At 37.3% G+C, this 12,868-nt stretch carries 8 protein-coding genes; 6 read left to right on the top strand and 2 right to left on the bottom strand.

Annotated features, from left to right (window positions below):
- The 5 genes from AB1410_06285 to AB1410_06265 all read left to right on the top strand — a co-directional run.
- A partial coding sequence (locus AB1410_06285; GenBank protein MEW6456303.1) for a tetratricopeptide repeat protein occupies positions 1 to 1,868 on the top strand: 1,868 nt, incomplete at its 5' end.
- Entirely contained in the window at positions 1,865 to 3,532 is a 1,668-nt protein-coding gene (locus AB1410_06280; protein MEW6456302.1) for a sodium:solute symporter family protein, read from the top strand. The genes AB1410_06285 and AB1410_06280, both read left to right, overlap by 4 nt.
- A gap of 124 nt (positions 3,533 to 3,656) precedes the next feature.
- Positions 3,657 to 4,391, top strand: coding sequence for a sugar phosphate nucleotidyltransferase (locus AB1410_06275; protein ID MEW6456301.1), 735 nt, complete (start codon positions 3,657 to 3,659; stop codon positions 4,389 to 4,391).
- Positions 4,361 to 5,473 (top strand): galactokinase family protein, encoded by a 1,113-nt coding sequence (locus tag AB1410_06270; protein ID MEW6456300.1) that lies wholly within the window; start codon positions 4,361 to 4,363, stop codon positions 5,471 to 5,473. Before AB1410_06275 ends, AB1410_06270 begins: the two co-directional genes overlap by 31 nt.
- A gap of 286 nt (positions 5,474 to 5,759) precedes the next feature.
- Entirely contained in the window at positions 5,760 to 6,668 is a 909-nt protein-coding gene (locus tag AB1410_06265; protein ID MEW6456299.1) for a serine hydrolase, read from the top strand.
- Positions 6,669 to 6,740: 72 nt separating this feature from the next.
- On the opposite strand, the gene AB1410_06260 is transcribed toward AB1410_06265, so the two are convergent.
- Positions 6,741 to 7,874, bottom strand: a complete 1,134-nt coding sequence (locus AB1410_06260) for a dipeptide epimerase (GenBank protein MEW6456298.1) — start codon at positions 7,872 to 7,874, stop codon at positions 6,741 to 6,743.
- A gap of 330 nt (positions 7,875 to 8,204) precedes the next feature.
- On the opposite strand from AB1410_06260, the gene AB1410_06255 reads away from it, so the two are divergent.
- Positions 8,205 to 9,101, top strand: coding sequence for an SH3 domain-containing C40 family peptidase (locus tag AB1410_06255; protein ID MEW6456297.1), 897 nt, complete (start codon positions 8,205 to 8,207; stop codon positions 9,099 to 9,101).
- Here AB1410_06255 and AB1410_06250 read toward each other — a convergent pair.
- Positions 9,098 to 12,832: a GAF domain-containing protein gene (locus AB1410_06250; GenBank protein MEW6456296.1), complete on the bottom strand. Its 3,735-nt coding sequence runs from the start codon at positions 12,830 to 12,832 to the stop codon at positions 9,098 to 9,100. The two genes, AB1410_06255 and AB1410_06250, sit on opposite strands and share 4 nt — an antisense overlap.
- Positions 12,833 to 12,868 lie beyond the last annotated feature (36 nt).

Here is a 12,868-nt window from a genome sequence, read left to right as displayed (position 1 = left end):
GCAGTGCTAGGAGCCTTTCGGATAAAAGAGAGGTGATTAATTCTCCTGACATTTCAGTTCTCCGAAAGGCTCCTATGAGCTGCTCAGCGAAGCGTCTAAGGAGATCTTTCTCCCATAGGGAAAGTGTTGTGTCACAAAAGAATAATGAAAGTAATTTAAGTGACACGACACTTGGAGATGCTTATTATTACCTTGGATTGTTGAACAAAATAATTGGAAACCTCCAGACAGCAGAAGATTATCTTCTAAAAGCAACTAAATTTTCCCAAACATTTGCAACAGCTTATCACTGTCTGGGTCAAATTTCCCTCGCAAGAGGTAATTATCATCAGGCAGTTAAACATTTCAAGAAGGCACTCGAGAGAAATCCACGCTCCAGTGAAACAAGAGTGCTTCTATCAGCCGCTTACAGAAAAATGCATAAATATATAGACGCAGAGAAAATGATAAAAAGTGTGTTTGAAGATGAACCTACAAACTACTTTGCAGCTTTCGAGCAGCATCTTATTAATACAAACGCACTAATATTTGTTACATCTTACCCGTTTTCCCCCTCACCCCCGCATCAAGTACGGGGCAGGCTTCAATCCTCTCCCCTCAGGGGAGAGGGAGGGGTGAGGGGAGATGAAGAACAATCCTATCTTGAACTCGCATGTCTTTATATTAACAGTGGACTTTACCAGGATGCGATTACCCTTATGGAAATGATTGATGGAGAGAAATCGCCAATGTCTTTGTTCTATCTTGGCTATCTTTATAACAAAATTGGCAAAAGAGAGAAAGGCAAAGAATTTTATGGGAATGCTCTGAAAACCAAAAATTATCAACATTTATTTCCCAATCGTCTTGAGGAATTTGCTATATTAAAAGATGCAATAGAAAATTCTGAGGATAACTTTATTACCCGTTATGCCATGGGTAATTTCCTTGCATCCCGTTATCGATTTTCAGAAGCTTTAGAACAATGGAATAAATCGGCACAGAAGATAGAAAATCTTAAAAATGAAGAAAAAATGAGCTACTCAGATTTACTGACTGTTCTTTACAGGAATATCGGGCTTATTATCTGGAAAATTCAAAAAAAACCTGAAGAGGCAGTTTCATGGTATGAGAAAGCTTTATCATATGGAGGATGGCACTTCCAGTGCTACAAAGAACTTTCTGATTTATACGGAGAAATAAAACAAAAAGAAAAAGCGATCGCAATTCTTGAATCTGGACTTGACAAAGTATCTAAACCATCCGAAATTGTAAGAGAATTATTGCCATTATATTCTGAAAAAGGAAATTTTAAACTTATGGAAGAGATTATCTCAAAGTATCCAGCAGATCACTGGCATCGCTTTGAATTTCAGTCCTGGCACAGGACAATTTATTTGACAAAAGGTAAAAAGCTTTTTGACGATGGAAAGTATCTTGAGGCTACATCAGAATTTGATAGGGCGATGGAATATCCGGAAAACATTCGGATTACTAAAGAACCATTACACAATTTTGCAGAGATACTTTGGTATAAGGGACTGGCATACAGCAAGATGAATAACCTTCCTGAGGCATTCAAATGCTGGAATCAAGCAGCGAATGAAGCCCATGGAGCTTTAGAAATGAACAGGCTCTATCAGGCGAAAATCTTAAAAAAATTGAGCGAGATTTTACTCGATGAAGTGATATCTATGGCAGGTGCTAACATAAAGATGCATCCAGAAGAGGAAGCTAATCCATGGTTTGCAAATCTTTACTTTTTACGGGGCTTAGCCTATGAAGAAAAAGGCCAAATAGAAAAGGCAATCAAGGCATATAAAAAAGCATTGGAACTGAACCCAGAGCATCAACAGGCAAAAGAAAGGCTTCAGAAACTGGAAAAGTGACACCTGTAGATATAGTCATTGTAGCAGTTTTTCTGGGTTTTCTCTTTTTTTTCGGGTCAATCTTTTTTAGATGGATAAAGAGCCCTGATGATTACTATGTTGCTGGAAGGATGCTTCCTCCATTCATACTTGCTGCAACTCTTACTGCCACAAATGTTAATTTGTATAGCTTTGTGGGTCAGGCTGGAAAGGCATATGAACAAGGAATTTCAATCATCTGGCACACATGGACAGGAAATATGGCTCTTGTCCTTGCAGGGCTATTTATCCTCCCTATCCTTCGTCGTCTTGAGATAAGAACAATTCCAGAATTTCTGGAAATCAGGTATGGCTTGGGGATGCGAGTGCTCATTGCGGTTTTATGGATATTTCGACTTTCATTCTGGCTTGGAATTGTTCTATATACTGGTACCACCGCAGCTATTGTGATTACTGGGACCGGAGAAAGTTCATACCTGATGTGGGCACTCATCTTTTCTGTTGTAACCATCATTTATACAACTGCAGGGGGAATGTGGTCGGTAGCATTTACTGATGTTCTTCAGTTTACTCTTATGTTATTGGGAGCTCTTATTTTTTTCCCAATGATAATGATGCAAGCAGGAGGATTTTCTGGAATAGTCAGGAGTGTTCCTGAATCTCATTTTGAGCTTGTTCCTCAAACAGGGCAGCTTAATTGGGCTTTTATCCTCGCCATATTTTTCCTTGGAATTCAATGGGCATGTACAGACCAAGGAATGCTTCAGAGAGCATTTTCAGGAAAGGATGTTAAAACGGTGGCAAAAGGACTGGTACTCTCTGGAATTCAAACAACGCCATTTGCTTTGCTGTGGTATATGCCTGGTCTTGCAGCGCGTGTTATAGATTCAGGAATCAAGGTTGGAGACACTGTAATTCCATTCATGCTCTCACGTTTTCTTCCAGCTGGTGTATTTGGAATTGTTATATGTGGACTTCTATCAGCCCAGATGTCAACGATAAGCTCAAATATCAATTCGACTTCAACGCTTTTCACCAGCGATATCTTCCAGAGGGTGCTGAAAAAGAGGGCATCATCAAAGCTGGTCATCAGCGTTGCGAGAATAGTTACTCTGTTTGTGGGCATATTCATGGTGAGTTTTTCCCTCCTTGCTAAGAAATTAGGAGCTGTGAATGCATATCTCACATTAATCGGGATAACAGACATGCCTTTGTTTGTTATTGCCATAGTTTATGGAATATTCTGGAAAGGAGCCAACTGGGTTGGTGCCTTTGTAGGTTACCTTTCAGGTGCTATCACAGGCGCATTTTGTGTTTTCCTCTTTTTTGCTGGTTCGCCCAATGCGAGCACGTATGCAACTTTTTGCAGTGCAGGAGCTGCTCTTATCTTCACACCAATTTTTAGCCCATTGTTTAGAAACAATGCTCAGATGGATAAGGCAAAAACTATCCGCATGGCTACAAAACCAGGACATAAAGAAACAGAGAGAGGTTCTGGATATTACATAATCCCTGTATCCAGAGGGGGAAGATTGATGCTTGGCATATTCGTTTCTGGGCTTATCTCATTTCTAATTAGCATAATCCTGGGAGGAATAGGGTTTGGTAAATTTGCAGCATGGCTTTCCATTGGCTCTATGATTGTGTACTTTGCGGGTGGATTGTTTAGACTTTACTTTGATTAGGGTGTTCCATGAATTTTGATTGGTTTACCTGGATAATCTGGTTTATCGGCTTCATTGTTTTTATTTTTTGGGTTATTTTTCCTGTAAAAGAATTTATTAAATTAATGAAGGAGAGAATGAGCAGATGAGGGAGAGAGTCGGAATCATACTGGCAGCTGGCAAAGGAACCAGAATGAAATCAGACACAGTTAAAGTTACAATGCAGATATCAGGGAAGCCCATTGTAAAATATGTTGTTGACGCATGCATTGGGGCTGGTATAAAAAGAATTATTGTTGTGGTTGGATATAAAGCTAAAAATGTTATAAAATCCCTTGGATATGATTTTGAGTATGTGCTACAAAAAAAGCAACTTGGAACAGGACATGCCCTTATGCAGACAAGAGAGTTACTCAAAAATTTCATCGGAGATTTGGTAGTGCTTGTTGGTGATGCGCCTTTAATCAATTTTAAGATTATTAAAGGCTTGATTCAGCATCATCAAGAAACTGATGCGGATGCAACACTTATTACCACATATTTTGATAATCCTCCTCCTTACGGAAGAGTAGTTAGAGATAAAAATAACAAGGTGATAAAGATTGTGGAGGAATTTGATGCCTCCCCTGAAATAAAGATGATAGAAGAGGTTAACTCTTCTCATTATTGCTTTAAGGCAGAGGTGGTTTTGCCGCTCCTATCAGAAATAAAAAATGATAATGTAAAAAAGGAGTATTACCTTACCGATATTGTTGAAATTCTAACAAAGCACGGAAAAAAGGTTGAAACATATTCTGTAGTTGACCCAAGATTCATTTTGGGTATAAATACTTTGGAGGAGTTTCTAACATGCGAAGAAATGTTAAAACAGCTCCCATGAAATTTCTGAGCGTTTCTGCACCAGGAAGGATATGCCTTTTTGGAGAACATTCAGATTATATGAAACTGCCAGTTATTGCTTCTGCAATAAACCTAAGGATTCGAATATCTGGCACTCCTCGAAATGACAAAAGATTTAACATCAATTTACCGGATATTAATGATTATGAAGTCTTTGAGGTAGAAGGAAAGGTTCCTTATCAGAAGGAGAGAGATTATTGGAGGAGTGTGGTTAACGTGCTTCAAAATAAGGCAATCAAGATTACCCATGGGTTTGATTGTGAGGTGCATAGTGAGATACCGATGCGAGGAGGGTGTTCGAGTTCTTCAGCATTGGTTGTAGCATGGACAAAATTTCTTTTAACAGCCTTTAATGACCCGAGATTTAATGACCTGGAGCAGATTGCTTTATTTTCATATGAGGCAGAGGTTTTAGAATTTGGCGAGCCTGGTGGATGGATGGACCACTTTGCTATTGCCCTGGGTGGGGTTAACTACATTGATTGTGGTGTTAATCCTTCAATAATTAAGAGGTTGCCATCAAGGTTGGGAAAATTTGTGATAGGAGATTCATTGCAACCCAAAGATACGCTTACTCTCCTTAAAAAATTAAGATATGGCCGACTTGACGTTATTAAAAAGTTAGAGCCAGATTTAAACCTTGAAAAACTAAGATTCTTTAAAGAACAGGATGTGAAGAGATTTAGTAATAAACTTTCGCCAGAAGAGGGATTATTACTAAAAGGGACCATCAAAAATAGAGATTATGTGAATGAGGGGCTAAAAATTCTGTCAAAAAAAGAGGTTGACCCAAAAATATTTGGTCAATTTTTGGACATGCAACATCAGTTGTTAAGGGATATGTTTAAAACCTCAACCCCTGTAATCAACAGGATGCTTAATCTTGCGAAACAAAAAGGAGCGCACGGCGGAAAGATAAGTGGCTCAGGCGGAGGAGGATGTATGTTTGCTTATGCACCAGAATCTTTTATGGATGTGGCAAACATTATCGTTTCTGAGGGAAAAAAAGCTTTTGTAGTGGATGTTGCATCAGGAGTAAGGGTTGATGAAATACTTTTATGAAGGATATTTACAGAGATTAACCATCCCCTTCGCTCAGAAGTTTCAGAGTGATCAGAAAGGGTGACTTCGAAAACCCGCTGCATTTTCCCCAGTCCCGCTCAGCATTCGTGACGGTTTTCAGGAACCTTCGGGTTCTCCACCACCCTTCCTGCTCACTCCTGTATGTTTAGAATCTATTCTCTCTTTAGTATTAAGATGCTCCTTTATATATCGCTGAAGCCTTACATATTTACATAAATAGTTGAATTTAAGGATATTTTTTTAGTAAAGAATGATGGGAGGCAATATGAAAAGAATTTTTAATTCTATGGTTGGAATTTGTTTAATTATTTTTTCATCTTCATTGATGAATGGAGATAAACTTTCTTTATTGGATGAAAAATTCCAGATAGGGATAAAAGAGATAGAAGAGAAACTGGATGGGGTAATGGGTGTTGCTATAAAAGATTTAAAGACTGGAAAGTCATTCTTTCTGAATGAAAAAGAGATATTTCCCCAGGCAAGCTCCATAAAGATAACTATACTTCTTGAAGTTTTTAAACAGGCAGAGGAGGGAAAGCTAAAACTCGATGAGTTTATTGAATTAAAGGAGAGTCAAAAAGTTAGAGGTAGCGGCATATTAATTAATCTCGGATACCCAACTCTTTCCCTCTCTATTAAAGATTTGTGTGTTTTGATGATAGTGCTTTCTGACAACACTGCAACAAATATTCTTATTGATAGAATAGGAATGGATTCTGTTAACAGAAGGATGGATTCCTTTGGTTTTAAAAATACTAAATTAAAAAGGAAGATGATGGATCTCGAGACTGCCCGGGAAGGGATGGAGAATATCTCAACTCCATTGGAGATAATGGAGCTTTTAGAGAGGATTGGAAGGGAAAATGCGATAAAAGATCCATTTAGATTTGAGCTTCTTAAAATTCTATCCATATTTAAGGAAAGTCCTTTAAGGAGTGGGATTCCTGAGGATGTATCCATTGCCAATAAGCCTGGAGAGCTCGAAGCAGTTAGATGTGATTCAGGAATTGTTTATCTTAAGGAAAGACCTTACATAATATGTGTAATGACAACGTATCTAAGAAATGGCAAAGAGGGGGAAGAGGCAATTACATCCATCTCAAGAATTGCCTTTGAACACTTCTTAAGAATCCAGAGCTACAGTGAATATGGAAGGTTGCTCCCTCAGCACTAATTGAGTTTATTTCATTAATTGCTTCTGTTTTAGGTAATCTCTCACACAATAGACACGAATAGCGGAAGCCGACTATCCCCATACATCACCTTCAACACCGAGGCCTGGTTTATCTGAAAGAAAAAGCTTTCCTTTTACTGTTCGAACGCCCTTAAACGGGTCATTAGTAATAAGAAGATTTCCATCGAGGTCTGCATAATCAAAAAGAAGTGAGATTGTAGCTCCAGCTGTAATGGCTAAAGAGCTTTCAATCATGCATCCTAACATAGTTTTTAAACCAAGGGATCTTGCCATCGAAACCATCCTCAATGCCTCATGCATCCCTCCGCATTTCATTAGCTTTATGTTTATTCCATGGAAAGCATGGGCAATCCTCGGTATATCCGAAGCCTTCATGAGACTTTCATCGGCAAATATCGGAATCTTAGTTCTTTCCTTAAGCCATGTTTGCTCGTTGATCATGTTCGATGGGAGAGGCTGCTCAATGAATTCAACTCCTTTCTTAGCCATCCAGTTTATCATCTCAAGAGCTTCTTCCTTTGATTTCCATCCTTCATTGGCATCCACCCTCAGAGGCTTATTCGTCACTTCTCTTATCCCCTCTATTATCTTTTTATCATCCTTTGTTCCAACTTTAATCTTTAAAACAGGGAATTCCTCTGCCTCCTTAACCTTTTCCTGCATTACCTTTATTTCATCTATTCCAATTGAGAATGTTGTAATTGGAGTTTTTCCCTTGTCAAGACCAAGGAAACGATAAAGAGGGATGTTGAGTTTTTTTCCTATCCAGTCTAAGATTGCCATATCCAGAGCAGCTTTTGCAGCATGCTCACCTTCAGTAATAGCATCGATTTCATTCCATCTTTCGTAGTACTCCCAGAGGCTTCTTTCCAGGATAGGATTAGCCCTCTCTATGAAGTTAAGGTTACTTTCTGCACTCTCATTGTATCTTGCGATAGGAGCAGCTTCTCCTATCCCTGAGATTCCATCTCTTTCAATCCTTACGAAAACATTCCTCCGGGTAGTCCATGTGCCCCTTGCAAGTCCCCATGCATGCTTCAATTTAAGCTCATAAATCTTAGCTTTAACACTAAATTTACCAGTTGATTTCTCAATTTCCATTATATTCTTCAAAATAGGCTTATAAGGAATGAGTACACTTGCCAAAATAAAGCCAGTAGCCTCAAGAAATTTCTTCCTTTTCATAATTACCTCCTAAAATAACGATAAATTATAACTCAAAATGAAGTTTTTATCATGACCAAACGCCCGGATCTGGCCGAGGGGAAACAGGGTTTTCAGAAGCGCCGGTAAGCTGAAAGTTTTTGGTTCGATCGGCTTGCTGTTGAGAACTGTTTCCAGAACGATAAGAAACATCTTGCTGAAGAGGAACACCGGCATCAGAGTCCCTTTTATATAGCACGGAGTTTGTAAACATTCAACACATTATCTCCCATTGGGGGAATCTAAAAGAGAAGAATGAGAATCATATTTACAAATTTTCGTTAATGTTATAATTAGCAATCGGAGGCTTTGATGAAAAAAATTAAAATACTCTATTTAATATTTATTCCTTTCTTATATCTTTTTTCGGGTGAAGAAACGGAAAAGATGGGGGTTGTGATAAAGAGTGTGGAGAATATGCACAGTAGACCTGATGAAATGGCAGATGTGGTGAGTCAGGCAGTAATTGGAACAAATGTGAAGATTATAAAATCAGAAAATAATGAAAAAGGGGAAGAATGGTTTCTGATAGAAACGCCTGATACATACCAGGGATGGATGAAAGCTTCCTCTATAAGAGTTTTCGAAAAGGAAGAAAGATTATATGCAAGAGAAGGGAAAGTTTTTGAAGTAAAGAGTCTCATTGCTTACATATACAGGGATGAGAACGTCACAACACATAAGCCCCTTACATTCGCTCCCATTGGTTCAATCTTAGAGGCTGGAAATTGGGGAGAAAGATGGTGTGAGATAAATCTTCCTTCCGGAGAGAAAGGATGGATTCAGAAAGGGGATGGAATTATAAAAGATGCCTCTCAGAAAAAAAGGCGGATAACATCGGATGAAATGATAAATCTTGCAAAAAGATTCCTCGGTATTCCCTATCTATGGGGTGGAACGACACCTATTGGTCTTGATTGTTCAGGATTTACCCAGCTTATCTGTAGGTTGAGCGGGATTGAGGTTTTGAGAGATGCCAATATCCAGTTTGAAAGGAGTGGTCTTATGGAAGTTCCTAAGGGAAAGGAAAGAAAGGGAGATCTTGTATTCTTTGGAAAATCAATTGATAAGATAACCCATGTGGGAATTATGATAAGTAGAAAGGAATTCATTCATTCAACAACCCATGAAAAACCAGTGGTTCAGATATCGAGGCTTTCTGATCCATATTGGAAAAGTCTTTACCAGGGGGCAAGAAGGCCCTTTTAAGAATGACTGGTGCGTAATTCTATCGATTTGGAAATAGTCTCTAAGATCTGTTCTATTTTGAACGGTTTAAATATGACAAGATCAGCACCCCTTTTCTTTAGTTCTTCTGGGGTAAATTGCATGTCCCAGCCAGTAATAAATCCTATTACTATTTCTGGGTTTATCGATTTTATTTTTTTAGCTACCTCCCAGCCAGACATTTCTGGCATTCCAATGTCTGTTAAAACCAAATCAAACTTTTCCTTTTGAAAGTTTTCAATTCCCTCTTTGCCAGATTCAGCCAGGGTTGTTTTATGGCCATGGGGAGTAAGAATATCGGATAACAATTCTCTGATGTAGGGTTCATCATCGATAATTAATATATTTAAAGGAGGGATTTCTTTTTTAGGAAATTCTTTTATTTCTATTTTTTTTATTTTTTTTGACTTAGGTAAAGAAATAAAAATAGTTGTTCCTTTTCCCTCTTCACTTTCAATTTTTAATTCTCCTTTGTGCCTGCGAATTATTCCATATACAATACTCAAACCCAGACCCGTTCCTTCTACTCCCTTAGTCGTGAAAAATGGATCAAATGCTTTCTCTTTCACATCATGGGACATTCCTATACCATTATCTGCTATTTCTAATAATACTTTATCTCCATCAGATTTTGCTTCAATTGAAATTTGTCCTCCTCCCGGCAAAGCATCTATTGAGTTTAAAATAATATTAGTTATAGCTTCTCTTAGCTCTGAAAGGTTGCCATCTACCATAAGTCCTTCTTCTAATTTTTTATTTATGTCTATCTTTATTCCTTTAGCTTCTGATTCATCCTTCCATTTGACTTTAGTTAAAGCTAAACTATCATCTACAACTTGATTTATATTTACTGGCTCAAAAATTTCCTCAGGCTTAACTTTAGCAAATTCCTGAATTCTTTTTACAATTTCTGCTCCGCCTAAAGCTGCTTTTTCAATTATTTTAAGTCCTCTAAGCACTTCTTTATCTTTAGTCTGTTGACTTAAAAGTTGAGCTCGACCTAAAATTGCTCCCAAGATATTATTGAAATCATGGGCTACGCCTGCAGAAACTACTCCTAAAGCCCGTAATTTTTCCGTTAAAAGCAATTGTTTCTGGCTTTCTTTCAAGTCTTTATAAGTTTTTTCCAAATTTTTAAATAGCTCAGCATTTTCAATGGTTAATGCAACCTGATTAGCAATGGAAGTGAGAAGTTCTTTATGACCCTGATCAAATATGCCTTTTTTATAGCTCTGAATAGATATTACCCCAATTATTTTATCTCTAACTATAAGAGGAATTCCCAAATAGGATTGGGAAGGCATACCAATAATTCTTACTTCTGCTGGTAATTGATCCTTCTCTTTTTCATAGTCTGTGAATATAATGGGTTTTTTGTTACGGATAATCCAGCCTGTCAGGCCACTTTTTTCTGAAACTCTTACAGAAAATGGCTCTAATTCTTTTCCCTTATCTATGAGAACTAGAAAGAAAATCTCATCTTTCTTTTCATCATATAAAGATAAATAAAAGGTATTAACATTCATTACTCTCATTACTTTTTTGGAGATTAATTTCAACAATTTGTTTAACTCCAATGTTGATAAGCAAGTAGCTCCAATCTCATACAAGACTTTCATCTCCTCTGCTTTTCGGTTTATCTCTTCATAAAGCAGAGCATTTCCGATGGCAATCGCTGCTTGAGTAGCAAAATAGTTAAGAATTCTAAGATGATCTTCGTTAAAAGCATTAATCTCTTTGCTTTCCACATTTATAACGCCCATGACCTTATCCTGATATATAAGAGGTGAAGCCATCTCACTTCGGATATGGGGGTGGCCAGGGATGTATCTTGAATCTTTCTCTACATCTGAAACAATAATACTTTTCTTTGTTTGAAAGACTGTGCCAGTGATTCCCTCACCTGGTTTTATGACCAATCTTTTTAAACTCCTTATCTTTGGCCCAAGGGAAGCTTTTATTTCTAATGCATTTAGAGAAGGGTTAAAAAGAAGGATTCCACCAGCATAAAAAGGAACAATTTGTTTGAGGATGGCGAGAATTTGATTGAGAACATTATCTAAATCTAATAAACTGGTAATGCTCTTACCTGTTTGATAAAGAGTGGATAATTCTTTTACTCGTTTTTCTAAATCTTTATAAAGTTTCAAGTTTTCTAAAGCAACCGAGATTTGATCAACAATAGTCTGGATAGTTGCTATTTCGTCTTCTCCAAAAGCATTGAATTTTTCACTCTGGACATCTAAAACTCCAATTACTTTTCCATCTTTAGTTTTAATTGGAACAGAAATTTCAGAATTTACTTCAGGGAAATATCTTAAGTAATAAGGGTAGGAGTTGGTATCTCCTGAAACCTGAATCTTCCCAGTAGTAACAGCCTGACCAATCATCCCTTCGGTTATCTTTTGTCTGTATTCAGAGGGAACCTTTCTCTGGAGTCTTCCTGCTCTGGCTATTTGAACTAATTCATTTGATTCTCCATCGACTAACAAAAGAAAAACAAAAGGATAGTGAGCAATATTTTCAACTAAATTAACAGCCTGCTGAAATAAATTTCTGGTTTCGATAGAAGTTATAATAGTTCTCCCCATTTTATTTATTGCTTTTAGCTGTTTGATGGTTTCTCTTTGCTTTTCAAAAAGTTTTGAATTAGCAATAGCAACAGCTATCAGCTCACCAAAAGCTATGGCTAACTCTTTTTCAAGCTCAGAATATTCTTTTATTTTATCGTAATAATAAATTATCCCTCCTACAATCTCTCCATGGTAGTTAGAAGGAATGATATTTACGGATTTATATCCTTCCTGGGTAGCTAATTCTTTTAATGGAGGGATTCGGAAAGCATCAGGAATAAACATTGGTTTTTGAGTCTCGATAACTTTCCCTCCAGGTATTTCTTTATAATGTTTGATGGCAGCTATCATATATTCTCTGGACAATCCTTCGGAATATACAAACTTAGGCTTTTTAGTTACCTCATCCACAAAAACAATAGCCCATCTGTCTGCATTCAGGATCTTTGCACTTTCTTTTCCAATCAGAGGTAAAGATCTGGAAAGATCCATTTCAGCGCTTATTTGAAAGGCGACCTTTTCCAGTGCTTTTGTTCGTTCAAGCTGGAATTGTATTTCTTTAGTCCTTTGTTCAACTTTTTCTTCTAAAGTTCTACTCCAATCCTGAAGTTTTCTATATAAATTAGCACTTTCAATAGCTATTCCTGCACGGTTAGCAATGATGGTTAATATCCATCTTTCTTCTTGGGTAAGGGAAAATTTTTTGAATTTGCTGAGATGAATTACACCCAATACTTTTTTGTTGGTTTTAATTGGATAGCAAAAAATAGATTTTACAGGAAAGGGTCGAAGAAACGAATCGATTGCCCTTGATTTACTGATATCTTCTATTTCAATTGGCTTTCCTTTTAAGGCTACAGTGCCAGCAATTCCTTCACCCAGTTTAATATTATTTTTCTTTATATTCTCTATGTTTATTCCCCGGGAAACAGCTGCTGACAATTCTTTTTTATCGGGATCAACCAGAAAGATAACTCCTATTTCTGGACTTAAATTGTCCATAGCCTTCTCGATAACTAAATTTAAAACTTCCTCCTCATCAGTAGAAACACCTATAGAAGAAGCAATTGAGTAGAGAATGGATAATTGGGTGAGTTTCCTTTCCAACTCTTTTATTTTTTCAGTTGCTAATTCCTTCATTTTCTTCTTTCCTAACGTATATAAACTATAATCTAT

It is taken from the genome of Acidobacteriota bacterium (genome assembly GCA_040756905.1).
In the GTDB taxonomy this organism is placed as follows: domain Bacteria; phylum Acidobacteriota; class Aminicenantia; order JBFLYD01; family JBFLYD01; genus JBFLYD01.
The sequence above is the reverse complement of the archived record's forward strand: the minus strand, read 5'-3'. Positions and strand labels throughout refer to the sequence as shown.

Bases quoted from the DNA above. Each gene is read 5' to 3' on its own strand.
- AB1410_06270 (MEW6456300.1), top strand. From the start codon at position 4,361: ATGCGAAGAAATGTTAAAACAGCTCCCATGAAATTTCTGAGCGTTTCT.
- AB1410_06260 (MEW6456298.1), bottom strand. From the start codon at position 7,874: ATGAAAAGGAAGAAATTTCTTGAGGCTACTGGCTTTATTTTGGCAAGT.
- AB1410_06265 (MEW6456299.1), top strand. From the start codon at position 5,760: ATGAAAAGAATTTTTAATTCTATGGTTGGAATTTGTTTAATTATTTTT.
- AB1410_06275 (MEW6456301.1), top strand. From the start codon at position 3,657: ATGAGGGAGAGAGTCGGAATCATACTGGCAGCTGGCAAAGGAACCAGA.
- AB1410_06255 (MEW6456297.1), top strand. From the start codon at position 8,205: ATGAAAAAAATTAAAATACTCTATTTAATATTTATTCCTTTCTTATAT.
- AB1410_06250 (MEW6456296.1), bottom strand. From the start codon at position 12,832: ATGAAGGAATTAGCAACTGAAAAAATAAAAGAGTTGGAAAGGAAACTC.